Origin of the sequence: Microbacterium sp. CCH5-D1, from assembly GCF_001557335.1 — a bacterium.
In the GTDB taxonomy this organism is placed as follows: Bacteria; Actinomycetota; Actinomycetes; order Actinomycetales; family Microbacteriaceae; genus Microbacterium; species Microbacterium oxydans.
In genome coordinates this window covers 24,261-48,751 of the sequence record NZ_LSJW01000243.1, presented here as the reverse complement: position 1 = coordinate 48,751, position 24,491 = coordinate 24,261, and the positions used below count along the sequence as shown (strand labels likewise).

Genomic DNA, 24,491 nt, shown 5'->3' with positions numbered 1-24,491 from the left:
GCTCAGCGACCACCCAGCCCGGCCATCGCGATCCCCTTGACGAGGTGCTTCTGCAGCACGATCACAAGGATCGTGGTCGGCACCATCGAGATGATCGCGGCTGCCATCTGCAGGTCCCACCGCGTGCCGGTGAGCCCGGCGAAGCTCGCGAGGCCGACCGGAAGCGTGCCGTGCGCGTTGTAGTCGACCGTCACGATCAGCGGCCACAGGTAGCTGTTCCAGAACGAGAGGAACGTGAACACCGCGAGCACCGCCACCGCCGACTTCGACAGCGGAAGGATGATCTGCAGGAACGATCGCACGGGGCCTGCGCCGTCGACACGGGCCGCCTCCTCCAGCTCATAGGGGATGCCGCGGAAGAACTGCCGCATCAGGAAGGTGCCGAAGGCGCCGAACGCGAACGGAAGGATGAGCGCCTGGTATGTGTCGACCCAGTTGAACCACTGCATGACCTGGAACATGGGGATGACGAGCACCTCGGCGGGAACCATCAGGGTGGCCAGGAACAGCACGAACACCGCGTCCCGGCCCTTCCACCGCAGGCGCCCGAAGGCGTATCCGGCTGCGGTCGAGACGATCAGCACGACGAGCGTTCCGCCGATCGCGACGATGAAGGAGTTCATGATGTACGTCAGGAACGGCCCGTAGGCGAACACGTCGACGAAGTTGCTCCACCGCAGTTCGGAGCCCACCAGGGTCGGCGGCATCGAGAACATCTCCGCGTTCGGCTTGAGAGCCGAGAAGAACGCGTAGATCAACGGCGAGATGAAGATCAGCGCAGCCACGTAGATCGCGACGTGCGCGAGGATCAGACGGGCGCGGGCGCCGGGGGTCGTCGCCGCACCGCGTGCGCGCTCGCGTTCGCGATCGGCGCGGCCGGTGCGTCCGGCGGGCCGGACGAGGGTCTCAGTGCTCATAGTGCACCCACTTCTTCTGTGCGGCGAACTGGAGCCCGGTGATCGCGATGATGATCGCGAACAGGATCCACGCGGCTGCAGCGGCGAGGCCGAGATCGCCGAAGGTGAATCCCTGCTCCCAGATGTACATGACGAGCGGCTTCGTGGCATTGCCCGGACCGCCGCCGGTGAGCATCTGCGGCTGCACGAACACCTGCAGCGACGTGATCATCGTCATGATGGTGGCGAAGAAGATCGATGGCGAGATCATCGGGACGATGATGCTCCACACCCGCCGGATCCCCTGTGCGCCGTCGATGCTCGCCGCCTCCAGCACGCTCTCGGGGAGCTGCTCGAGGGCGGCCGAGAAGATCAGCATGTTGTAGCCGAGTCCCTGCCAGACGCTCATGACGACGACCATGATCATGGCCCACGACGGATCGGCGAGGAAGTTGGGCAGCTCGATGCCGAACCAGGTCTGCGAGAGGCCGTTGAAGAGTCCCTGCGGCTGGAGCATCATCTTCCAGACCAGCACGTTGGCGACCATCGGCGTGACGACGGGGATGAAGAACAGCACCCTCAGTGCGCCGCGACCGCGGATCCGGGAGTTCAGACCGAGAGCGAGCACGAGCGAGAGAGCGACGCTCAACGGCACGTACAGCAGGGTGTACACCGCCGAGTTGCGCAGCGCCGGCCAGAAGTCGGGGCTGCTGGTGAACAGCTTGACGTAGTTGTCCACGCCGTTGAAGGTCCGCTCGCCGAAGGTCGGCCAGTCGAAGACGCTCATCACGATCGACAGCCCGACGGGCACGATCGTGAACAGGGCGAGCCCGATCAGGGCTGGGCTTGCGAATCCCAGCGCCTGACCGGCCTCCACCTTGGCGAGCGATCGTCGACGTCTCGTGGTGATCGTCATCTCAGTTTCTTCCTCTGTTACTGCATTGCTGCTGTGGTGGCCGAGGCCCGATCACTCGCCGAACTGCGCCTGCGCGTTCGACAGCAGCTCTTCCATCGTCATCTGGCCGTTGTAGACGCTGACGAGGTTGGGCTGGATGTAGCTGTCGAGCTTCTGCCAGTTCTTCGTCATGTAGAGGGGGACGGTGTCACCGAACGCAGCCTCGAAGACGGACTTCACCTGGTCGCGGTACTTCTCGTCGATCGACTCGAAGTACAGCGGCTGCGACGACGTGCGTGCCGGGTAGGAGCGGCCGGACGACGCGATGTAGTCCTGCGCGTCCTCGCCGAGCAGCGAGCCCATGACCTTGAGCGCGGCCTCGGGATTCTTGCAGTTGGCCGAGATGCCGTAGCCCGAGCCGAGGATCGGACCGGGGTTGCCGTCGACTCCGGCGGGCAGCGGGACCATGCCTGCGGCGAAGCCCGACTCGTTGTCGAGGTAGCTCACCGCGTTCCAGGTGCCGTCGACGGCCATGGCCGCGTTGGCGCCGGTGTACTGGTTCTCTCCCCACCCCGTGTCGGAAGCGGAGGCCACGGGTGCGGCGACCTTCTTCTCGGTCACGAGCTCGGCGTACCAGGTCGACGCGTCGACGAAGGCCTTCTCATCGATGTGCAACGTGCCGTCCTCGGAGGCCGGCTGCGTGGCGGAGTAGGCGATCGGCATCGACATCCACTGGTAGCCGCCCATACCCATGCCGAAGCCGTACTTGCCGTCCTTGGTGGCGTCGGCGGCGATCTTGTCGAAGTCGTCGAACGTCCACCCGATCTCAGGGGTTGCGGCGCCGGCGGCGGTCAGCATGTCCTGGTTGTAGTAGACGAGCATGGTGGCGACGTCGAACGGCACGCCGTAGGTCTTGCCCTCGAAGCTGAGGATCCCGTCGGCGCTCGGATTGAAGTCGGCCCAGTCGATTCCCGCCGTCTTCAGGTCGGCATCGCTCAGCTCGCGGAAGCCGCCGGTGTAGCCTCCCAGCTGCGCGCCGCTCATGCCCGTGACGCACGCCATGTTGCCGCTGGCCATGTTGGTGGTCAGCTTCGTGAAGAAGTCGCTCCACGGCGACGTCTGCAGCTTGATCTTGATGTCGGGGTTCTGCTCCTGCGCGAACGCGACCTGCGCCTCGAGGGCGTCCACGTCCGACTCGCTCCCGGCCCACATGTCCACCACGATGGTGTCGCCGTCTGCCGAACCACCCGTGCCGCTGCCGCTCGCGCAGCCGGTCATCGCGACCGCGACGCCGGCGACGGCGACCACAGCCCCTACACGCAACTTCTTCATTGAATGCCTCCTGGAAAGGGAACCGGTTAATTCGCGGGTCGAAGTAACCTAGTAGGATTTCGTATGAAGTTACCGTTTCATACTTCGCAAGTGGCCGCAAGCCGAACATCCGATGTTTATCGGAGCTTGATAATTCGTAACTCCCGGGAAACACGACGAACCCCCGCTACGCTGACGATGCTCCGACAGGAAAGTGCTCTCATGACGAACTCCGCTGACACCGCCGTCGACGATCCGCACACGCGACGCATCCTCGACCTCGTCGCCCGCGGTGAGGCGCGATCGCGTTCCGAGCTCGCCGCCTCGCTCGGCGTGGCCGCATCGACGGTCGGTCTCCGCGTGCAGTCCCTGCTGGATGCCGGCGTGCTCAGAGAAGCCGGAGACGGCACGTCACGCGGAGGGCGGCGCCCACGTGTCCTTCAGATCGCGGCGGACGGCTTCGTCCTGTCCGCTGACCTCGGCGGCGGACACGCCCGCATCGGCAGGCACTCCCTCAGCGGTGCCCTCCTGGACAGTGAATCCATCGCCGTCGATGTCACCGAGGGACCGCAGGCCACCCTGGATCGCCTGGCGGTCGTGTTCGACCGTCTCCTGTCCTCGGGGAGGATCCATGCGATCGGGATCAGCCTCCCCGGTCCGGTCGACATCTCCACGGGATCCGTCGACCAACCCTCGCGGATGCCCGGATGGCCGGGGTTCCGCGTCGGCGAGCACCTCTCCGCGCGCTACGGGGTCCCTGTCGCCGTCGACAACGACGCGAACCTCGCCGCGCTCGGCGAGCACCGTGAGCGTTTCGGCCACACCGGTCACAGCATCACGGTGAAGGCGGGAACCGCCATCGGCAGCGGCATCATCGTGGACGGGCACGTGCACCGCGGCGCCACGTCGGCCGCGGGCGACATCACCCACACGCGCATCGACGGCAGCGGCGACATCCCCTGCTCCTGCGGAAACACCGGATGCCTGGAAACCGTGGCGAGCGGGGCGAGTCTGGTCCGACAGATGCGCGAGCGCGGGAACGACGCCGTGCGCACGACGACCGACGTGCTGAGCCTGGCGCGCGACGCCGATCCCCTCGCCACGACTCTGGTCCGAACCGCCGGCACCCACCTGGGTCAGGCACTCTCCGGGGTCGTGAACTTCTTCAATCCGCACGCCGTGTTCCTCACCGGCAGCATGAGCGCATCCGAACCGTTCATCGCGGCCGTCCGCAGCCGCGTCTACGAGGCCTGCCACCCGCTCGCCACCCAGCGACTGCGCATCGAGTCCGCGGCGACGGGCGCCGACGCCATCCTGCACGGCGCGGCCCGACTCGCGCTCGAGGGCATGGACATCCCCGTGGCGGCCGCCTGAGCCACCGCCACGGTGCAGATCAGTCCTCGATCAGGGTCAGCTCGATCACGGGGACCAGCACATCGGGTCGACGCACCGGGAGGTGGACGGTCAGAGTCCCCTCGGCCTCGCCTGCGGGTGTCATGAGATCCGCCTCGCGATCGGGGTCGGACACGCTCGTCTGGAGCCAGGATCCGTCGTTGAGCAGCCGGACGTACGACACCTTGCCCGCGAGCTCCGGGAGGTGGACGAAACCCATGGGCCAGCTGAAGAGGCTCAGGTAGAGCCGGTTTCCCCTGCGCGTGTAGACGCCCTCACGCGGTGGGGTGAAGGCCGCGTACCCCGCGCCGACCACCGCGTTCCGGTGCAGGCGCATCCACTCCCCGATCTCCGCCAACGTGCTCGCATCCCGCGGAGCGATCGCCCCACGCCCGTCCGGGCCGATGTTCAGCAGCATGTTGCCGTCCATCGAGACAGAGTCGACGAGCATCTGCACGAGCAACGTCGACGACTTCTGGTCCATGTTGTCGCGGTGGTAACCCCACGATCCGTTCAGCGTCTGGCACGCCTCCCATGTGAGGGGAACGCCGTCTCGCACGATCGGCGCGGTGGGCTGATACTGCTCTGGCGTGACGAAGTCCGCGGGGATACCCAGACGATCGTTGACCAGCATGTTCGGCTGCAGCTCCCGGCACAGAGCGAGCAGTGCCTCCGCATCCCAGTCCCCGGGGCCCTTGCCTGCCCACCCGTCCTTCTCCTCCGGGTAGGTGAAATCGAAGAAGAGGTAGTCGATGTCGCCGTACTCCGTGAGGAGCTCGCGCACCTGACCGTGGAGGTAGGCGCGATATCCGGCCATGTCGCGGCCGGCGTTCAGCTCATGAGCGTTCTCGTCGTCGCGACGCGGGTGGTTCCAGTCGATCGTGAAGTCGGGGTGATGCCAGTCGATGACCGAGTGGTACAGGCCGACTTTCAGGCCTTCCGCCCGCAGCGCGTCGACGTACTCGCGCACCAGGTCACGTCCGGTGTTCGCGACCGAGGTGAAGTCGGTCAGCTTCGAATCCCAGAGGCAGAAACCGTCGTGGTGCTTCGTGGTGAGCACGACATACCCCATGCCCGTCGCTTTCGCCGTGCGCGCGAGTGCTGCGGCATCGAAGAGATCGGGATCGAAGTGCTCGAAGTACTGACGGTAGTCCTCGTCCGTGAGCCGCTCGTAGTTCTGCACCCACTCGTGCCGTGCGGCGGTGCTGTAGAGGCCGAAGTGGACGAACATGCCGAACCGAGCCCGGTCAAACCATTCCTGTCGCATACCTCCCATCCTGGCACAGACATCCGATGTTTAGAGAGTGGATGGACCTGCTCGACGCAGAACGGGCGCCCCCGAAGGGACGCCCGTTCGTTCGAAGATCGAATCAGCGCGCGGCGCTGCCGTCGATGTAGTCCTCGTCCTGCTGCTTCCATGCGAAGAGCGAGCGCAGCTCCTTGCCGGTGACCTCGATGGGGTGCTGCTCCTCCTTGGCACGCAGCGCCAGGAACTCCTCGGCCCCGTTGTCCTGGTCGTCGATGAAGCGCTTGGCGAAGGCGCCGGACTGGATGTCGGCCAGCACGCCCTTCATGCTCTCCTTGACGCGCTCGTCGATGACGCGCGGGCCCGAGACGTAGTCGCCGAACTCGGCGGTGTCGGAGATCGACCAACGCTGCTTGGCGATGCCGCCCTCCCACATGAGGTCGACGATGAGCTTGAGCTCGTGCAGCACCTCGAAGTACGCGATCTGCGGCTGGTAGCCCGCTTCGGTGAGGGTCTCGAAGCCCGCCTGCACGAGGTGGCTCACACCACCGCAGAGCACGGCCTGCTCGCCGAACAGGTCGGTCTCGGTCTCTTCGGTGAACGTCGTCTTGATGACGCCGGCCCTGGTGCCGCCGATGGCTTTCGCGTAGGAGAGCGCCAGGTCCCAGGCCTTGCCCGATGCGTCGCGCTCGACGGCGATGATGTCGGGGATGCCGCGGCCCGCGACGAACTCACGACGCACGGTGTGGCCCGGAGCCTTCGGGGCGACCAGGATCACGTCGACGCCCTCGGGAGCGTCGATGTAGCCGAAGCGGATGTTGAAGCCGTGGGCGAACGCGAGCGTCTTGCCGGCCGTGAGGTTCGGCGCGATGGACTCGCTGTAGATCGTGCGCTGGTGCTGGTCCGGCGCGAGGATCATGATGACGTCGGCCCACTTGGTGGCCTCGGCGACGGTCTTGACCGGGAAGCCTGCCTCCTCGGCCTTGGCCGCCGACTTCGAGCCCTCCTTGAGGGCGATCGCGACCTCGACACCCGAGTCGCGAAGGTTCTGCGCATGGGCGTGGCCCTGCGAGCCGTAACCGACGATGGCGACCTTCTTGCCCTGGATCAGGGACAGGTCTGCATCGGCGTCGTAGAAGATCTCGGTGCTCACTTTGTGTTTCTCCTTGATTGTGGTTCGTGTAGGTAGAGGGGGCGCATCAACCGCGCAGCACGCGTTCCGTGATGCTCTTGCCACCGCGGCCGATGGCGAGAAGACCGGACTGCGCGATCTCCTTGATGCCGAAGGGCTCGAGCGCGCGGAGCATGGCATCGACCTTGCCCTTGTCGCCGGTGACCTCGATCACGAGCGCGTCGGAGGCGTAGTCGACCACGGAAGCGCGGAAGAGGTTGACGACCTCGATCACGTTCGAGCGGGTGGCGTTGTCGGTGCGGACCTTCACGAGCATGTGCTCGCGCTGCACCGACGTGGCGAAGTCGAGCTCGACGATCTTGATCACGTTGATCAGCTTGTTGAGCTGCTTGGTGACCTGCTCGAGCGGGAGCTCATCGACATCGACGACGACGGTGATCCGGGAGATACCAGGCACCTCCGTCACGCCGACGGCGAGGGAATCGATGTTGAAGCCGCGGCGGGCGAAGAGGCCGGCCACACGGGTCAGAAGGCCGGGGGTGTTCTCCACCAGCAGGCTCAGCACATGGGTCGACATGGATCAGTCCTCCTCGTCGAATGCGGGCGCGTGCTCGCGGGCGTACTGGACGTAGCTGTTGCTGACTCCCTGCGGCACCATCGGCCACACCATGGAATCGGCACTCACCACGAAGTCGATCACCACAGGCCGATCGTTCGTCTCGAGTGCGAGCTTGATGGCGGCGTCGACCTCTTCCTCCTTCTCCACGCGGATCGCGAGGCAGCCGTAGGCTTCGGCGAGCTTCACGAAGTCGGGGATGCGGATCGTTCCGTGACCGGTGTTGAGATCGGTGTTCGAGTGACGTCCGTCGTAGAACAGCGTCTGCCACTGGCGCACCATGCCCAGCGAGGAATTGTTGATGATCGCGACCTTGATCGGGATGTTGTTGATCGTGCAGGTCGCGAGCTCCTGATTGGTCATCTGGAAGCAGCCGTCGCCGTCGATCGCCCAGACCGGACGATCGGGCTCGGCGACCTTGGCACCCATGGCTGCCGGCACCGAGTAGCCCATCGTTCCGGCACCGCCGGAGTTCAGCCAGGCGTTCGGACGCTCGTACTTGATGAACTGCGCAGCCCACATCTGGTGCTGGCCGACTCCGGAGGCGAAGATGCCCTCCGGCCCGGTGAGCTCGCCGATGCGCTGGATCACGTGCTGAGGAGCGAGCAGACCGTCGGTCGTCGGCGCGAATCCCAGCGGGAACTCGGTACGCAGACCGTCGAGGTACGACCACCACTCCTCGATGTCGGGCTTCGTGTCGGCCGTCGCGCCACGGAACGCCGCGTCGAGGTCGGTGAGCACGTCGCGCACATCGCCGACGATCGGCACGTCGGCCGTGCGGATCTTGGAGATCTCCGCCGGGTCGATGTCGACGTGGACGACCTTCGCGTTGGGTGCGAACAGCGCCGCCTTACCCGTGACACGGTCGTCGAACCGCGCACCGAGCGAGACGAGGAGATCGGCCTCCTGCAGAGCGAGCACAGCGGGAACCGTGCCGTGCATGCCGGGCATGCCGAGGTGCTGCGGGTGCGAGTCCGGGAAAGCACCACGGGCCATCAGCGTCGTGACGACCGGGGCGCCGGTGGACTCGGCGAGTTCGAGGAGTTCTGCGGACGCCTTGCCGCGGATCACGCCGCCACCCACGTACAGCACCGGCTTCTTGGCTTCGGCGAGAAGGGCCGCCGCGGCCTGGATCTGCTTCCCGTGCGCCTTGGTCACAGGACGGTAGCCGGGCAGGTCGATCTTGGGCGGCCACACGAAGGGCGCGGTCGCCTGCTGCGCGTCCTTGGTGATGTCGACCAGCACCGGACCGGGGCGCCCGGTGCCGGCGATCTCGTACGCCGCAGCGATCGCGCCCGGGATGTCCGCCGCGTCCTTCACGAGGAAGGAGTGCTTGGTGATCGGCATCGTGATGCCCACGATGTCGGCCTCCTGGAACGCATCCGTCCCCATGAGGGTCGAGAACACCTGACCGGTGATCGCGAGCATCGGCACCGAATCCATGTAGGCGTCGGCAATCGCGGTCACGAGGTTGGTCGCGCCGGGACCGGAGGTCGCGATGCACACGCCCACCTTGCCGGATGCGGACGCGTACCCCTCGGCCGCGTGCCCGGCTCCCTGCTCGTGACGAACCAGGATGTGACGGAGCTCGGAAGCGTCCATCAGCGGGTCGTAGACGGGGAGGATGGCCCCGCCAGGAAGCCCGAACACGTCGGTGACGCCGAGCAGCTCGAGCGAGCGGACCACGGCCTCAGCGCCCGTGATCTCCGGTGCGGCAGGTTGACGGGCGGGCGGCCTCGGCACGGCCGGGGCGGAATCAGCAGTCATGACTTTCCTTCTGATGATCTGTGGAGGACGCCGGATGTCCGATCGGCCGGGTTCCTGAGCCTGTCGATGGATCAGCCGGTGGTCGCTCCCTCGGCGGCGGACCGCACGAGGCGCGAGTACTTGGCAAGAACGCCTCGGGTGTAGCGCGGGGGAAGCGGCTCCCAGCCAGAGCGGCGGGAGGCGAGCTCTGCCTCGTCGACGAGTAGATCGAGAGAGCGAGCTGCGATATCGACCCGTATCAGATCACCATCGCGCACGAAGGCGATAGGACCTGCGTCCACCGCTTCGGGTGCTATGTGGCCGATGCACAGGCCGGTTGTGCCGCCTGAGAATCGTCCGTCCGTCAAGAGTAGTACATCTTTTCCGAGTCCAGCGCCCTTGATGGCCGCGGTGATCGCGAGCATCTCCCGCATGCCCGGTCCACCCTTGGGTCCCTCGTAGCGGATCACGATCACCGTGCCGGGTTCGATCTCGCCCTCGGCCACGGCATCCATGGCCGCGCGCTCGCGCTCGAACACGCGGGCCGGTCCCTCGAACACCGCCGCGTCGAAACCCGCCGTCTTGACGACGGCACCCTCCGGGGCGAGCGAGCCGTGCAGGATCGTGAGCCCGCCCGTGGCGTGGATCGGGTTGTCGAACGTGTGGATGACCTCGCCGTCGATCGGCTGCGGGTCGAGGTCCGCGAGGTTCTCGGCGAGCGTCTTGCCGGTGACCGTGAGCGCGTCGCCGTGCAGGAGGCCCTCGTCGAGCATGGCCTTCATGATCACGGGGATGCCGCCGTGGCGGTCGACGTCGTTCATGACGTACTTGCCGAACGGCTTCATGTCGGCCACGTGCGGGACCTTGTCGCCGATGCGGTTGAAGTCGTGAAGACTCAGCTCGACCTCGGCCTCTCGCGCGATGGCGAGGAGGTGGAGGACGACGTTGGTCGAGCCGCCGAGGGCCATCGCGAGGGCGATCGCGTTCTCGAACGCCTCCTTGGTGAGGATGTCGCGCGTCGTGATGCCCTGACGGAGCAGGTTGACGACGGCCTCGCCCGACCGATGCGCGAAGTAGTCGCGACGGCGGTCGGCAGCGGGCGGCGCGGCGGAGCCCGGCAGGCTGAGCCCGAGTGCCTCGGCGACGGAGGCCATGGTGTTGGCGGTGTACATGCCGCCGCATGCTCCCTCACCGGGAGCGATGGCGCACTCGATGCGCTTGAGGTCTTCCTCGCTCATCAGGCCGGCACGGCAGGCGCCGACCGCCTCGAACGAGTCGATGATCGTGACGTCCTTCTCGGTGCCGTCGGAGAGCTTGACCCAGCCCGGCGCGATCGACCCGGCGTAGAGGAAGACACTCGACAGGTCGAGGCGGGCGCTGGCCATGAGCATGCCGGGGATCGACTTGTCGCAGCCGGCGAGCAGGACGGAGCCGTCCAGGCGCTCGGCCATCATCACGGTCTCGACCGAGTCGGCGATGACCTCGCGGGAGACGAGTGAGAAGTGCATCCCCTCGTGGCCCATCGAGATGCCGTCCGAGACGGAGATGGTTCCGAACTGCAGCGGGTACCCGCCGCCGGAGTGCACGCCCTCCTTCGCCCCCTGAGCAAGACGGTCGAGGCTCAGGTTGCAGGGAGTGATCTCGTTCCAGCTGGACGCGATGCCGATCTGCGGCTTGTCCCAGTCGGCGTCGCCCATGCCGACGGCACGGAGCATACCGCGGGAGGTCGTGGCCTCGATGCCGTCGGTGACGACGCGGCTGCGGGGCTTGATGTCGATGGGCGCGCTGCTGGAGGGATCATGCGAGGACATGACGGAAGTCTATTGCCGCCGAGAGGCACGTTCGTCCGCCAACGCCTCCAGAAGCTCGGCGATCTGTTGTGGAGAGTCCACACGAAGGGTCGCGGCGCTCTCCCCCGGCCCGACCCGGACGCCGAGGTCGCCGGGCTGCAGCACACGCATCGCATCCTCGTCCGTCACATCGTCGCCGGCGAAGAGGATCCCGGTGGCGTCGAACCTCTCGCGGAGAGCGGCCATCGCCGCGTCCTTGCCCTCCGTTCGCGACGAGAACTCGAGCACCCTGTGGCCCGAACGCCGTCTCCAGTGCGGGAACCGCTCCGCGACGAGGGCATCGATCTCGGCGAAGACGCGCTCCTCGGTCTCGCGGTCGGCACGACGGGTGTGCACGCCCATGCCGAAGGTCTTGGGCTCGAACTCGGCGCCTTCATATCGGTCGATGATCGGCTTCGCCGCCGCCCACAGCTCCTCACGAGCACCATCGTCCGTCGGCTCGCCGGGAGCATCAGCGTCGCCCTCCCCCGGGAACCAGTACTGGGCGCCGTGCGATCCGGCCAAGGCGATCGCGGAGTCGTCGGTGTGCTCCGTGATGACACGGAGGTCATGCATGCTGCGTCCGGAGACGTAGGCGACGACGGTGTCCGGAAGAGCGGCGAGGCGGTCGACCTGGACGGCGACTTCGGGAAGGGCTCTGGCTGCCATCGGATCCGGGACCAGCGGCGATGCCGTGCCGTCGAAGTCGAGCGCGACCACAAGCCGTGCAGTGCCGGCCAGAGCGCTCAGGTCGTCATCGGCTGTTCCAGGGGTCCAAGGGCGCGTCACGGATTCTCCAATCGAAGGGGGCTCTCCCAGTATCGCGGGCCGTGCGCGGGCTCAGCGACCGCGCACCTCCGCCAACGCGGCGAGGAACGACGACGACCACGCGGTCACGTCGTTGTCGAGCACCCGGCGCCGGAGCGAGCGCATGCGACGCGACTGCTCGCCCGCCGGCATGTCCACGGCGGTCATGATCGCGTCCTTGAGACCTTCGATGTCGTGCGGGTTGACGCGCACGGCCTGGCGCAGCTCGTCCGCCGCTCCCGTGAACTCGCTCAGCACGAGCACGCCGCGATTGTCGGCCCTGGTGGCGACGTACTCCTTGGCCACGAGGTTCATACCGTCGCGGAGCGCGGTCACGAGCATGACATCCGCCGCCAGGTAGAGCGCGACCATCTCCTCGCGCGGATACCCCTGGTGCAGGTACCGGATGGCGGAGTGCCCCATGGTGTCGTTGTCGCCGTTGATGCGGCTCACGGCGAGCTCGATCTCGTCCCGCAGGTGCACGTAGGCATCGACCCGCTCGCGGCTGGGACTCGCGACCTGCACCAGTGTCACGTCCTCGACGTTCAGTCGCCCGTCCTCGAGCAGTTCGCCATAGGCCTTGATGCGGTGCCGGATGCCCTTCGTGTAGTCGAGTCTGTCGACGCCGAGCAGGATGCGCTTGGGGTTGCCGAGGCTGGCTCTGATCTCGGCGGCTCTGGCCTGGATGTCCTCCCTGGCCGCGAGCTCGAGGTAGGGGTCGGTGTCGATGGAGATCGGGAAGGCTCTCGCCACCGCCGTCCTGGTCTGCTCGCCCTCCGGCACCGCGACGTGCGAGCCCTTGACCTCGTAGCGCAAGCGGCGGCGCACGGCGGTCAGGAAGTAGGTGGCGTCCTGCGCGCGCTGGAAGCCGATGACGTCGGCGCCGAGGAGTCCGCGCAGCACCTGGTCGCGCCAGGGCAGCTGCGCGTACAGACCGTGAGCGGGGAACGGGATGTGGTGGAAGTAGCCGATGGTGACGTCGGACCGCAGTTCCCGCACCATCTGCGGCACGAGCTGGAGCTGGTAGTCGTGCACCCACACGGTGCCGTCCTTCGCGACCGCGGCGGCAGCAGCCTCGGCGAAGCGGCGGTTCACCGTCACGTATGCCTCCCACCATTCCCGGTGGTACTGCGGCGGCGCGATCACATCGTGATAGAGCGGCCAGATGGTGTCGTTCGCGAAGCCTTCGTAGTACTCGGCGACCTCCTGAGCGCTGAGCGTCACCGGTATCAGGTCGATGCCGTCGGCCGCGAACGGCTCCAGCTCGACGTCGGCCTGGCCGGGCCAGCCCACCCAGGCCCCGTGCACACTGCGCATCATCGGCTCGAGCGCGGCGACGAGACCACCGGGAGACGTGCGCCAGGTCTCCTCACCTCCGGGACCCACCACCCGATCGACGGGCAGGCGGTTGGCGACGACGACGAAATCTGCTGCGGCCACGAGGGCTCCTCCCGGGGTTTCCTCCAGGCTACCGAGGAACGTCGATCTCCGCGGATCGCGCGTCAGGGGTTGACGCGGGCCTCGCGTCCCCTCTACCGCTGAGGAACCAGTTCGCCACACCCGCGATGAAGGCGATCAGTGCCGCGATCATCGGCAGCAACAGCGCAGCGGGCGTGCCGACGTTCTCGGCGATCTCACCCGCGAAGGCGGCTCCGATGGACTGCCCGACGACGACGCCGGAGCCGAGCATCGTCATGACGGTGGCGGAGCGTCCCCGGGGACTGCGGGCCGCACCGAAGCTGTACTGCGTGACGAGAGTGGGACCGATGCCGATGCCCATGATCGCGAGCGCCAGCATCATGGTGCCGGGGGTGTCGACCAATCCGAGCAGCAGCGTGCCCGCCAGCAGGATCCCGGAGAACACGAGCCACCGCGCGCGCATCGAGAATCGCGGGGGAAGCCATGCGACACCGAGTGCGAGGATGGCGGACCCCACGCCCATGACCCCGTAGAGGAGGCCGGCCTGCTCCGGCGCCCCGCGGTCGGCCATGAACGACGTCAGCGAGGTGAGCATCGTGCCGAAGAAGATGCCGACGCCGAGGATGCCGACCACCACGATCAGCAGCTGGGGCCGGAACAGCTCGGAGACGGCCGAAGGCGCCTTCCCGTCGGCGTCGCGATCCTGCGAGACGTGTCGACCGCTGGGATGCAGCGCGAAGGCACCCACGAAGACCACGGTGAGGACGGCCGCACCGACCAGCGGAGCCCACGGCGCGACCGCCGACGCCAGGATCCCGACCAGGAACGGCCCGAACACGAACACCGTCTCGTCCGCCGCCGACTCGTAGGCCATCGTGCCCGACACCGTCTTCGCACGGCGGGACTCCGCCATTCGTTCGCTGATGATCGTCACGAGCCGCGACCGTGAGAGCGGAGCGACCTGCGGGGCGCTCGCCCCGATGCCGACGGCGGCGAGCAGCACGAATCCGTCCGGCGCCGTTCCGTAGACGACCACGGTGAACAGCAGAAGCATGGCCGCGTTCGCGACAGCGAGCACCATCAGCACGACCCGCTGCCCGAAGCGATCGGCTGCTGCCCCGAGCAGAGGCCCGAAGCATGCGGTGCCGAGACCCACGGCCGCAGAGGTGAGACCTCCGAGCGAGAGGGAGCCCCGCGCGGAGACGACGACCGTCAGCACGCCGACGACCATCATCGCGAACGGCAGCCGGGCGATGAAGGCGATGAGGAAGTAGGGAAGGCCGGCGAGACGGAGAAGAGTCGGCTCGGCGATTTGCTGCGATGCTGTTGCGCGTGTCATGGCTCTCGCGCGTCGAAGACGCGATGTCGGGTGCCGCCGCTGTCCGCCGGAATGCCGACGGCCGGTAGATACACGGTTGTGCGGCCGCGGGCGAGCCGCGACCAGGCCATGATAGCGGGTGCGCCCGAGTGCCGTCCGTCAGCTCGTTCCCTGCCGGATCCACCGGGGGCTTGTCAAGGCTCCATGCGACCAAGGGTGCGGGAAGGTAGCGTGGGGGAATGCGCTACCTCTTCAGCACCGGACTTGTCGCTGCGATCTCCGCCGGAGTCTCCCTGCTGCGCGGCACCCGCGAGCAGCCCGTCACCTGGCGTGCCGTGCTGTCCTGGGTGAGCTGGGGCATCACGATGGCCCTCGCCGTCGGCGCCGTGATCGACATGAACCGCGAACGTCGCGGTGTGCTGGTGGACGCCGACTCCCCGCAGTCGGTCAAGAAGGCGAAGAAGGCCCAGCGACTGCAGTTCCGCTCGCAGAAGGCCCTCGCCGACACGCAGGACCACGCTAAAGACTCACGTCCCTGATCGGCCGCTGGCCGGGACCGTCGTCATCGGGTGAGGATGAGCGCCTCTCCCTGACCGCCGCCGCCGCACAGTCCGACCGCCGCGGTCCCCGCGCCCCGACGTGCCAGCTCGTGCGCGAGGTGCACGACGAGCCTGTTGCCTGAGGATCCGATGGGGTGACCGATCGCGATGCCGCCACCATGGATGTTCACGATGCTCTCGTCGATGCCCAGCTCGTCCTGAGAACGTGCGACGACGGCGCCGAAGGCCTCGTTGATCTCGACCAGATCGAGATCGGACGGCGAGATGCCCTGTTTGGCGCACGCACGCTCGATCGCCCGCGCCGGTTGCGCCTGCAGCGAGTTGTCCGGTCCTGCCGTCTGACCGCTCGCACCGACGGTCGCCAGCACGGGCCAGCCCTTCACCGTCGCGACGCCGCGGGTCGTCAGCACGACCGCGGAGGCACCGTCGGAGATCGGCGATGAGTTACCGGCGGTGATCGAGCCGCCTTCCGCGAACGCCGCTCTGAGTCCCGAAAGCGTCTGCACGGTCGTGTCGGGTCGTACGCCCTCGTCCTTCGTCACGCGCACGGGCTCACCCCGTCGTTGAGGAACGTCCACGGCGACGATCTCCGCGTCGAACACTCCCGACTCCTGCGCTGCCGTCGCGCGCTGGTGGGAGAGAGCCGCGACCTGGTCCTGCGCCGCCCTGGTGAGTCCGAAACGCGCGTTGTGCCGTTCCGTCGATGCTCCCATGCTCTCCTGGTCGTACGCGTCGGTGAGCCCGTCGTAGGCCATGTGGTCGAGCACCTCGACGCTTCCGTATGTCCAGCCGTCGCGGGAACCCATCAGCAGGTGCGGGGCGCGCGTCATGGACTCCATGCCCGCGGCGACGACCACTTCGGCATCACCCGTGCGGATCATGCGTGCGGCGTCGATGATCGCCGTCAGCCCCGACAGACAGACCTTGTTCACCGAGTGCGCCGGCACGTCCCATCCGATGCCCGCGCCGATCGCCGCCTGCCGCGCCGCGTTCTGTCCCGATCCGGCCGCGAGCACCTGACCGACGATGACGGCTTCGACATCGTCGGGGTCGATCGTGGCCTGTTCGAGCGCGCCGCGGATCGCCAGTGATCCGAGCTGAGGCGCTGTGAACGCGGAGAGCTGCCCCTTGAGGCGTCCCTGTGGGGTGCGAGCAGCGGCGACGATGACGACGTCGTTCTCAGTCATGGTGCGTGGTCCTTCCGTTGTGCAGTGCGCGGGAGACGATGAGGGGTGGCTCCGTCGCGGCGACGACGTCATCGACCGTGACGTCCGGCGCGGTCTCGACGAGCACGAGTCCCTCCGATGTCACGTCGATCACGGCGAGGTCGGTGATGATCCGGTCGACGACACCTCGACCCGTCAACGGCAGGGAGCACTCCTCGACGATCTTCGCGGAGCCGTCTTTCGCGACATGCTCCATGAGCACGATGACCCGGCCGGCGCCGTGGACCAGATCCATGGCACCGCCAGGGCCCTTGACCATCTTGCCGGGGATCATCCAGTTCGCGAGGTCTCCCGCTGACGAGACCTGCATCGCCCCGAGGATCGCGGCATCGATCTTGCCGCCTCGGATCATGCCGAAACTGGTCGCCGAGTCGAAGAAAGCCGCCCCGGGGAGAGCGGTCACCGTCTCCTTTCCCGCATTGATCAGGTCGGGATCGACCGCGTCCTCCCGCGGATAGGGGCCGACGCCGAGGATGCCGTTCTCCGACTGCAGGACCACGGTGACACCGGGCGGCACGTGATTGGGCACCAGAGTGGGGAGACCGATGCCGAGGTTCACGTAGGCGCCGTCCTGCAGCTCGGCCGCAGCGCGGGCGGCCATCTGCTCGCGGGTCAGTGCCATGTCAGGCTCCTTCCACGGCGACGGTGCGCCGTTCGATGCGCTTGGGGATGTCGGTGCCGACCTCGACGACGCGGTGCACGAAGACGCCGGGAAGGTGGATGCCATCGGGGTCGAGCTCCCCCGGTTCCACCAGCTGTTCGACTTGAGCGATGCAGACCCGTCCCGCCATGGCTGCGAGCGGGTTGAAGTTGCGCGCAGCCTTGTTGAACACGAGGTTGCCGTGTCGGTCGCCGCGGGCGGCGTGCACGAGAGCGAAGTCGGTGGTGATCGCCTCCTCGAGGACGAACTCACGCGGGGCCCCGTCGACCTCGAAGGTGCGCACGTCTTTGGGGGCCGAGGCGACGGCGATCGTGCCGTCGGGGTTGTACCTGCGCGGCAGTCCCCCCTCTGCCACCTGTGTGCCGACCCCGGTCTGGGTGTAGAAGGCGGCGATCCCCGACCCGCCGGCGCGGAGCTTCTCGGCGAGGGTTCCCTGCGGTGTGAGTTCGAGCTCCAGTTCCCCGCTCAAGAACTGACGCTCGAACTCCTTGTTCTCGCCCACATAAGACGAGGTCATCTTGCGGATCCGCCGCGCGCCCAACAGCACACCCAGACCCCAGTCGTCGACCCCGCAGTTGTTGCTCACGACGCTCAGGCCCGTGGTGCCCTGTGCGAGGAGCGCCTCGATGAGTGCGATCGGGTTACCGGAGAGACCGAAGCCGCCGACCGCCAGCGACGCCCCATCCCTGATGTCGGCGACAGCTGCCTCGGCAGACTCCCAGTGCTTGTCGATCACGTCGGCTCCTTCGATCCCGTGCTCTCCCCAGCATCCGTCCAGAGCACCCGCCCGGAGAAGCAGGATCTTGTGATGTGGCAGAACCTAGAGGTAGCGTCCACATCATGGAACCTCTTGCAGCCGTGCCCGGCGCTCAGGCCATCGCCAGAGCCGCACGCCTGCTGCGTCTGGTGACGGCCGCCGGCGCCGAGGGCGCCTCGCTGCAGGAGCTGGCGCGCGGCGCAGACCTCTCGCGCTCCACAGCGCACCGCCTGCTGAGTGCTCTCCGCGCCGAGGGCCTGGTCGACCGTGATGGCGAGAGCACCCGGTGGATGCCCGGTCCTGAGCTCTTCCTGATGGGATCCGTCGCGGCCGCTCGGTACGACGTGACTGCTCTCGCCCGCGACGTGGTCCGCTCACTCGCCGTCAAGACCGAGGAGAGCGCGTTCCTCTCCGTACGTCGAGCGGACGAGACGGTCTGCCTCCTCCGCGAGGAAGGCTCGTTCCCCATCCGTTCCTTCGTGCTGAGCGAGGGCGTCCGCTTCCCTTTGGGCGTCGCGAGCGCGGGCCTCGCCATTCTCGCCTTCCTTCCGGACCACGATGTGGATGGCTACCTCGAGCGTCACCCGGACCTCGAGAGCGCGTGGGGACGTGCCCACGGCATGCGCCCCCTTCGCGCGCGCCTCGCGGAGACCAAGGAACGGGGATACGCGGTGAACCCCGGATTGATCGTCGAAGGCAGCTGGGGACTCGGCGCCGCCGTGTTCGATCGCTCGGGGCGCCCCGAATGGGCATTGAGCCTCACCGGTGTGGAGTTCCGCTTCGGCCCTGACCGGATGGCCGAGCTCGGCCGTACCCTCCTGGCACACGCACATCAACTCTCCGCGCGCATCGCCACCGCCCGACGCTGACCGTTATTCATACCAGTGGGTATATACTTGCTGGTATGAATCGCACGGACGTCATCCCCTCCCTGGTGCTCTCGGCGTACGCGCTCGGCCGTATCGCCGCGCAGGACGCCGGAAACGACGCGCCAGCGGCGCAGTGGCGTGTGCTGAGCCTGCTCGAGCAGGCAGGCTCCCGGCGCGTCGGCGAACTGGCTGCCGCCGCACGGACGACCCAACCCGGAATGACGCGTCTCCTCGGCGGCCTGGAGCGAGAAGGACTCATCCTCCGCTCCCCCGACCCGGACGATTCCCGCGCGACCGTCGTCGACATCACCGCGCAGGGGACCTCGGCGCTCGCCGCCTGGCGAGCCGAGTTCCGCGACACTCTCGCTCCACGCTTCGCCGCTCTGGACGACGAGGAGTGGGCCGCCCTCACACGTGCGGCGGAGATCCTCGCCGCGCATACCGCCACTGATCGAACAGGAGAACCTCGGTGAACACCGCCGCCACCCCCTCGGTGTGGAAACAACCGGCCCAGGTCTGGGCCGTCGCATTCGCGTGCGTCGTCGCCTTCATGGGCATCGGACTCGTCGACCCGATCCTGCCCGCGATCGCCGAATCGCTGCAGGCCTCTCCCGTCGAGACCGAGCTGCTCTTCACCAGCTATCTCCTCGTGACCGGTCTCGCGATGCTCGTGACCAGCTGGATCTCCAGCCGCATCGGGGCCAAGGCGACGCTGCTCATCGGACTCGCGCTGATCGTGGTGTTCGCACTGCTCTGCGCACTGAGCGGCAGCGTCGACGCCGTCATCGGCTTCCGTGCTGGGTGGGGCCTGGGTAACGCGCTCTTCATCTCGACGGCCCTCGCCACGATCGTCGGTGCCGCGTCAGGCGGCAGCAGCGCGGCCATCGTCCTCTATGAGGCCGCCCTCGGCCTGGGCATCGCCGTCGGTCCGCTCCTCGGCGGCCTCCTCGGCGAGCAGAGCTGGCGTGGACCGTTCTTCGGAGTGGTCGCGCTGATGGCGATCGCCTTCGTCGCCGTGCTGGTCCTGCTGCGCGGCCCGGGCGAGAAGCGCCAGCCCGTCAAATTCTCCGCACCGTTCAGCGCCTTGCGCCGCCCGGCACTCGCGGTGCTCGCGGTCACGGCCCTGTTCTACAACATCGGCTTCTTCGTCCTCCTGGCCTTCTCCCCGTTCCCGCTGGGCTTCGGCGCGATGGGCATCGGCTTCACCTTCTTCGGCTGGGGAGTCGCACTCGCGGTCACCAGCGTCTGGGTCGCACCTCTCCTCATGCGCCGCATGCCCAGGACGCGCATCATCCTGGTCGTCCTCCCCCTGTTGGCGGTCGATCTGATCGCTGCCGGGCTCGTGGTGGAGAATGCCGCGGCGCTGGTCACCTGCATCGTGGTGGGCGGGCTTCTGCTCGGCGTGATGAACACCGTGCTCACCGAAGCGGTGATGGAGGCGACCGATCTGCCGCGCTCCGTCGCTTCGTCGGCGTACTCCGCCGTCCGGTTCCTCGGCGGCGCCATGGCTCCCCCGATCGCCGCCCTCCTGTGGCACGCGTTCAACGCAACGGTTCCCTATCTGTTCGCCGCGGCCTCTGTCCTGCTGGCCGCGCTCACCGTCTTCCTGGGTCGGCGGGTACTCGCCCACATCGACGACGAGCCCGACGACACGGTGACGGAGGATGCGGCGGCCATCCTGGTGGGAGACGCCGGCTGATCCGGACTCCTGGCGTCGGAGTGGTCGCCGAAGACTGCTCCGACGCCAGGGCACGAGCGTTGGATATCGTGGATCGATGACCGAGACCCCCGCACTCCCCGAACGCAGCAGGCAGGTGCACCGGCAGCTCCTGGAGGCAGGCGTCGATGTCCGGATCCGGGTGCTCCCCGAGTCTGCACGAACCGCAGCCGAAGCAGCCGCCGCGATCGGCTGTGAGATCGCGGCGATCGCCAACAGCCTGGTCTTCGTCGCGGACGATGTGCCTGTGCTGGTCATGACCAGCGGCGGGCACCGGGTAGACCTCGACGCGCTGAAGGCGAGCATCGACGCGGAGGAGGTGACGATGGCTCCGCCCGCCCTGGTCCGCTCGGCCACCGGCCAGGTCATCGGCGGCGTCGCACCCATCGGTCACCCGACACCGCTTCGCACCTACATCGATGAGGCGTTGCGGGCCCACGACGAGCTGTGGGCGGCGGCAGGCCATCCCCACACGGTCATGCCCTTGACCTTCGACCAGCTCGCCGCCCTGACCCGGGGAACAGCGATCTCCGTCGCGTGACCTCTATCGCGTGATCTCCGTCGCGTGAGTTCCGCCCCCTCACCTCACGCAGGGGCCGGGCCCGCATCCGGACACGCTGCGGTTCGCCCTGAGAGCCGGGTCGCGAAGCGCATGCTCCACGACCCGGCTCTCTCGACGATCAGCTGTGTGCTGCCCGCTTCCGAGCACGAACGGCTCCGAGCAGGGTGAGGGCGATTCCGAGCAGGAGCGCCGATCCTCCGGCCCACAGCAGCCCACCGGGGGCATCGGCGCCCGTGGTCGCCAGCGACGATCCGCCCGTGAGGGGTAGCTCCTTCGGCGGAGAGACCACGGGCGGCGGTGTCGTCGGCGGTGTCGTCGGCGGAATGACCGGCGGCGTCGCGGTCGCGGAGTTGGTGAGGGTCACCGAGAGAGTCGCACCGGCGCCGACCGTGATCTGCGCTCCACCGTCGGGACGTACCTGCACACCTGTGCCCGAGAACGCGGGTGTTCCCCAGTCGATGCCTTCGATCGCGGGCGGGGTGAGCTCGACGAGGGTGACCACGGTGCCGGCGGGCAGCGTGATCAGCGGCGAGGTGGCGCCGGCGGTGATGGCGACCGTACGCTCGACGACCGGATCGCCGTAGCTGTACCGCACCGTGTACACGGAGTCGGCGGGCACAGTCGGCGCGCCGGATCCGGACATCGCCTTGGTCACGGTGAATGCCCCGGTGGCGTCGCCGTCGCCGGTTCCCCCGCCCGTGACGTTCCACACTTCCTTGTCCTCGAGCTTGATCCCGTTCACGTCGGCGGTGTTGGCGAAGGTCGCCCCGTCCACATGCGTGCTCGGCACGGTGAAGTACTTGACGAAGTAGATCCGGGTCGGGTCGATCGGACCGGGGATCTCGAGGTGGAATGCCGTGCCCTCAGCGTTCCACGACCCCGTCCAGTCCGTGATCGTCTGCGAGTCCTGATCCTGCATGGTGGCGCTGCGCACAGCGAGCTGGCCGTCCTCGTTGTGGTGCTCGGCGAGCCCGTCACCGGCGCCGACGAGGGTGTCATCGATCACGATCGACTCCGCTCCGGCGAAGCTCGCTCCCGGGAGGGCCAGTTCCCACGCGATCCTGCCGTCGTCCGTCTGCCAGGACCACTTCTGCGGTTCGGTGGGCAGCGGTGCGGAGGGTCCGATCCCCCCGCCGGGGAGCTCGACCGGTGTGATCGTGCCGTCGACGGTGAACTCGACGGTCGACTGCGTCGTCTGCTCATCCGCAGAGGCGACGAACCACAGCGAACCCGTGACGCCGGTTCGGCCGTTCACGTAGTCGGTGAGGGTGCACGTCACGACGGGAGCCGCATCCGTGCTCACCGTGCACTGGGCGATCGCCACGCTCGGGTCCTCAGCCGATGGCACGGAGAAGGAGGTGCCCGCGCGGGCGAACTCCTTCGGGAGTGTGAACCCGAACGTCTGGCCTCCTGTCGCTCCGTCCGGCACCGCCCAGTCGGCATCGACACGCACCTGATCCCACTGCGAGACGCCTCCACCGCCGTTGACGGTCGTCACGGTGATCGACGCAGGATCGATGGCCGCGGGATAGTCGTACTCCGCTGCCGAAGCGCTCCCGGCGCCGGCGAGAGTGATCACGGCGGTGAGCGCCGCGGCGGCCGCAGCGATCATCGCGGTTGTCTTTCGGCGCACGACGGCGCCGCCATTTCTTTCGTACAAGATCTTCCCCAGTTCTTGATGAAGCCCGCGGCTCGGTGCTGACGCTGTGGAACGGCAGTACGGAGGCGCAAGGCATGTGTCCCCATATGAGAGACGACGGGGTGCGCGATCTATTACGCGATTCTCGAACTCTTCTGAGCAGGAGGCGATCAGAGTCGTGCTCGACGAGGCGTGGGAAGGTGCTCAGGAAGCAGAAAAGCCTCGGTAGATGGCGAGATCTACTGAGGCTGTTCCGTGCACCCCCTGGGACTTGAACCCAGAACCCACTGATTAAGAGTCAGTTGCTCTGCCGATTGAGCTAGAGGTGCGTGGACCGGGATAACCCCGACCGAGGAATTACATTACCAGCCGACCGGGTCCATGTGAAATCGGCGTCGGCACCCGGGCGCGCCGCGACGATGAGAGACCACAGACATGGTCTTTCGGCCCTCGGGCGCCGCGGAGTCGACGACTATTCTTAGACCGTGAACACCTCTCCCCACGCCGATGCCCTGCGTCACGACCTCGAACTCGCGCTCCGCCTGGCTGACGCCGCGGACGCCCAGTCCCTCCCGCGTTTCGACGCATCGGATCTCGAGATCTCGACCAAGGCCGACAACTCGCATGTGACGGATGCCGACCTCGCCACGGAGCGCGCGATCCGCAGCATCCTCGAGCAGGAGCGGCCCGAGGACGGCATCTTCGGCGAGGAGTTCGGCGCCCAGGGCAGCACTCAGCGCCAGTGGATCATCGACCCGATCGACGGAACCGCCAACTTCCTCCGCGGGGTCCCGCTGTGGGGAACGATGATCGCCCTCGCGGTGGACGGCGTGCCCCAGGTCGGTGTGGTCAGCATGCCGGCGCTCGGTCGACGCTGGTGGGCGTCGACCGGTGGTGGCGCCTGGACGGACGGCGAGAACGGACCGCGCCGGATCCAGGCGTCCTCGGTCTCCTCCCTCGACGACGCGAGCGTGAGCTTCCAGAGCATCGCGCAGTGGTCGGATGCCGGGCGCCTCGACACGCTCCTCGCGGTCGCCGCACGGGTCTGGAGGGACAGAGCGTACGGTGACGTGTACTCGTACATGCTCCTTGCGGAGGGCCGCATCGACATGGTGGCCGAGTTCGGCGTCAAAGAGTACGACATTGCTGCTGCCGTCCCCATCGTCCGAGAGGCCGGCGGCCGGATGACGGCGATCGACGGCGCGGAGACGATCAGCGCGCGCTCGACACTCGCAACCAACGGGACTCTGCACGAGGAGTTCCTGAGCTTGACGCAGAGCTGATCGGCCTGCTGCAGCCCCGACCGGAACGACGAGGCCTCGCGATGAATCCCCGCATCATGTCCGCCGCCGCGGGCGTCCTGCTGCTCGTCGCAGCGCTCTCCGCGTGCGCGGCCCCCGAGCCAGGCCCCTCCTCGACGCCCGACGCCGGCGACACGCGCCCGTCACAGTCCCCAGCCCCGCCCTCCTCGCCGACAACGCCGGCCGCCGAGGAAGAACTCACGTGCGAGTCGATGATCTCCGATGGCACCGTCACCGCGCTCGCTGATGCCGGTTGGACCGCCGAGACGAAGGAGTTCGTCGCCGGCGGCGTCGAGCTGACCGAAGGACTGCTCTGCTTCTGGGCCGACTACTCCGTCGGTTCGGATCACGGACAGCTCTACGGCTGGTCCGCGATCGACGGTGCGGACGCCGCGACGGCGCAGGCCGCTCTGCTCGCCGAGGGGTGGAAGCGAGAAGACGGCCCTGACGGCGTCTACTTCACAGAGGATGCGCAATACGCGATGGGCACCGACGAAGACGGCTACGGGATGACGTACCTGTTCGGGGACGGCTGGGTTCGGCTCGCCGACACTCGGCAGGGACTCATCCTCATCGAATGGCCGCGCTGAAG

General features: G+C 67.6%; 23 protein-coding genes and 1 tRNA gene. 8 read left to right on the top strand and 16 right to left on the bottom strand.

The genetic code is table 11. From position 1 onward, the window contains the following. Positions 1-2: 2 nt before the first annotated feature. Genes AX744_RS14325 through AX744_RS14315 form a run of 3 tightly spaced genes read right to left on the bottom strand, consistent with a single transcriptional unit; the run spans position 3 to position 3,123 of the window. Positions 3-917, bottom strand: a complete 915-nt coding sequence (locus tag AX744_RS14325; protein WP_061017587.1) for a carbohydrate ABC transporter permease — start codon at positions 915-917, stop codon at positions 3-5. Further along, the gene (locus AX744_RS14320; protein WP_045265140.1) at positions 907-1,812 is read right to left on the bottom strand and encodes a carbohydrate ABC transporter permease; all 906 of its coding nucleotides are present in this window, start codon (positions 1,810-1,812) and stop codon (positions 907-909) included. Before AX744_RS14320 ends, AX744_RS14325 begins: the two co-directional genes overlap by 11 nt. A gap of 51 nt (positions 1,813-1,863) precedes the next feature. Next, positions 1,864-3,123, bottom strand: a complete 1,260-nt coding sequence (locus AX744_RS14315) for an ABC transporter substrate-binding protein (protein WP_218867345.1) — start codon at positions 3,121-3,123, stop codon at positions 1,864-1,866. Between the two features lie 201 nt (positions 3,124-3,324). Here AX744_RS14315 and AX744_RS14310 point away from each other — a divergent pair, with 201 nt between their 5' ends. After that, positions 3,325-4,476 carry an ROK family transcriptional regulator gene (locus AX744_RS14310; protein WP_058630557.1) on the top strand — a complete coding sequence of 384 codons (1,152 nt, stop codon included), beginning with the start codon at positions 3,325-3,327 and terminating at the stop codon, positions 4,474-4,476. A 19-nt stretch (positions 4,477-4,495) separates the two neighbouring features. Here AX744_RS14310 and AX744_RS14305 read toward each other — a convergent pair whose 3' ends face one another. The 8 genes from AX744_RS14305 to AX744_RS14270 all read right to left on the bottom strand — a co-directional run bounded on the left by AX744_RS14305 (position 4,496) and on the right by AX744_RS14270 (position 14,628). Beyond that, entirely contained in the window at positions 4,496-5,770 is a 1,275-nt protein-coding gene (locus AX744_RS14305) for an alpha-L-fucosidase (RefSeq protein WP_442922835.1), read from the bottom strand. A gap of 94 nt (positions 5,771-5,864) precedes the next feature. Beyond that, positions 5,865-6,893, bottom strand: coding sequence for a ketol-acid reductoisomerase (gene ilvC, locus AX744_RS14300; RefSeq protein WP_061017583.1), 1,029 nt, complete (start codon positions 6,891-6,893; stop codon positions 5,865-5,867). Positions 6,894-6,939: 46 nt separating this feature from the next. Continuing rightward, positions 6,940-7,449 carry an acetolactate synthase small subunit gene (gene ilvN, locus AX744_RS14295; RefSeq protein ID WP_017830816.1) on the bottom strand — a complete coding sequence of 170 codons (510 nt, stop codon included), beginning with the start codon at positions 7,447-7,449 and terminating at the stop codon, positions 6,940-6,942. A 3-nt stretch (positions 7,450-7,452) separates the two neighbouring features. Beyond that, on the bottom strand, positions 7,453-9,255 hold the full coding sequence (locus tag AX744_RS14290) for an acetolactate synthase large subunit (protein WP_058630554.1): 1,803 nt from the start codon (positions 9,253-9,255) through the stop codon (positions 7,453-7,455). Positions 9,256-9,326: 71 nt separating this feature from the next. Next, the gene (gene ilvD / locus AX744_RS14285) at positions 9,327-11,045 is read right to left on the bottom strand and encodes a dihydroxy-acid dehydratase (protein ID WP_046748398.1); all 1,719 of its coding nucleotides are present in this window, start codon (positions 11,043-11,045) and stop codon (positions 9,327-9,329) included. 9 nt (positions 11,046-11,054) lie between these two features. Then, on the bottom strand, positions 11,055-11,852 hold the full coding sequence (gene otsB / locus AX744_RS14280; RefSeq protein WP_046748397.1) for a trehalose-phosphatase: 798 nt from the start codon (positions 11,850-11,852) through the stop codon (positions 11,055-11,057). 51 nt (positions 11,853-11,903) lie between these two features. Continuing rightward, positions 11,904-13,310, bottom strand: a complete 1,407-nt coding sequence (locus AX744_RS14275) for an alpha,alpha-trehalose-phosphate synthase (UDP-forming) (RefSeq protein ID WP_061017581.1) — start codon at positions 13,308-13,310, stop codon at positions 11,904-11,906. A 28-nt stretch (positions 13,311-13,338) separates the two neighbouring features. After that, entirely contained in the window at positions 13,339-14,628 is a 1,290-nt protein-coding gene (locus AX744_RS14270) for an MFS transporter (protein ID WP_061017579.1), read from the bottom strand. Positions 14,629-14,846: 218 nt separating this feature from the next. Here AX744_RS14270 and AX744_RS14265 point away from each other — a divergent pair, with 218 nt between their 5' ends. Further along, a complete protein-coding gene (locus tag AX744_RS14265) occupies positions 14,847-15,146 on the top strand; it encodes a hypothetical protein (protein WP_046748394.1) in 300 nt (99 codons plus the stop codon). 23 nt (positions 15,147-15,169) lie between these two features. Here AX744_RS14265 and AX744_RS14260 read toward each other — a convergent pair whose 3' ends face one another. The 3 genes from AX744_RS14260 to AX744_RS14250 are packed head-to-tail and all read right to left on the bottom strand — an operon-like array spanning position 15,170 to position 17,790. Further along, positions 15,170-16,354, bottom strand: a complete 1,185-nt coding sequence (locus AX744_RS14260; protein WP_061017577.1) for an acetyl-CoA C-acetyltransferase — start codon at positions 16,352-16,354, stop codon at positions 15,170-15,172. Next, the gene (locus AX744_RS14255; RefSeq protein ID WP_174799781.1) at positions 16,347-17,015 is read right to left on the bottom strand and encodes a CoA transferase subunit B; all 669 of its coding nucleotides are present in this window, start codon (positions 17,013-17,015) and stop codon (positions 16,347-16,349) included. The genes AX744_RS14260 and AX744_RS14255 overlap by 8 nt, the downstream gene beginning before the upstream one ends. A 1-nt stretch (position 17,016) precedes the next feature. Further along, the gene (locus AX744_RS14250) at positions 17,017-17,790 is read right to left on the bottom strand and encodes a CoA transferase subunit A (RefSeq protein ID WP_046748392.1); all 774 of its coding nucleotides are present in this window, start codon (positions 17,788-17,790) and stop codon (positions 17,017-17,019) included. Positions 17,791-17,894: 104 nt separating this feature from the next. On the opposite strand from AX744_RS14250, the gene AX744_RS14245 reads away from it, so the two are divergent. The 4 genes from AX744_RS14245 (at position 17,895) to AX744_RS14230 (ending at position 20,938) form a co-directional block, all read left to right on the top strand. Then, positions 17,895-18,680, top strand: a complete 786-nt coding sequence (locus AX744_RS14245; protein ID WP_061017575.1) for an IclR family transcriptional regulator — start codon at positions 17,895-17,897, stop codon at positions 18,678-18,680. 35 nt (positions 18,681-18,715) lie between these two features. Beyond that, positions 18,716-19,153 (top strand): MarR family winged helix-turn-helix transcriptional regulator, encoded by a 438-nt coding sequence (locus tag AX744_RS14240; protein WP_046748390.1) that lies wholly within the window; start codon positions 18,716-18,718, stop codon positions 19,151-19,153. Then, on the top strand, positions 19,150-20,379 hold the full coding sequence (locus AX744_RS14235) for an MFS transporter (protein WP_058630548.1): 1,230 nt from the start codon (positions 19,150-19,152) through the stop codon (positions 20,377-20,379). The genes AX744_RS14240 and AX744_RS14235 overlap by 4 nt, the downstream gene beginning before the upstream one ends. A gap of 76 nt (positions 20,380-20,455) precedes the next feature. Next, positions 20,456-20,938: a YbaK/EbsC family protein gene (locus AX744_RS14230; RefSeq protein ID WP_061017573.1), complete on the top strand. Its 483-nt coding sequence runs from the start codon at positions 20,456-20,458 to the stop codon at positions 20,936-20,938. Between the two features lie 139 nt (positions 20,939-21,077). Here the strand turns inward: AX744_RS14230 and AX744_RS14225 are convergent, their stop codons facing one another. Continuing rightward, complete coding sequence (locus AX744_RS14225) at positions 21,078-22,592, bottom strand: Ig-like domain-containing protein (protein WP_157543618.1); 1,515 nt, start codon at positions 22,590-22,592, stop codon at positions 21,078-21,080. 262 nt (positions 22,593-22,854) lie between these two features. After that, positions 22,855-22,927 (bottom strand) — tRNA-Lys (locus AX744_RS14220). A gap of 156 nt (positions 22,928-23,083) precedes the next feature. On the opposite strand from AX744_RS14220, the gene hisN reads away from it, so the two are divergent. Both hisN and AX744_RS14210 read left to right on the top strand, forming a co-directional pair. Next, the gene (gene hisN, locus AX744_RS14215) at positions 23,084-23,881 is read left to right on the top strand and encodes a histidinol-phosphatase (protein WP_046748386.1); all 798 of its coding nucleotides are present in this window, start codon (positions 23,084-23,086) and stop codon (positions 23,879-23,881) included. Positions 23,882-23,922: 41 nt separating this feature from the next. After that, positions 23,923-24,489: a hypothetical protein gene (locus AX744_RS14210; protein ID WP_061017568.1), complete on the top strand. Its 567-nt coding sequence runs from the start codon at positions 23,923-23,925 to the stop codon at positions 24,487-24,489. The last annotated feature ends 2 nt before the right edge of the window (positions 24,490-24,491 follow it).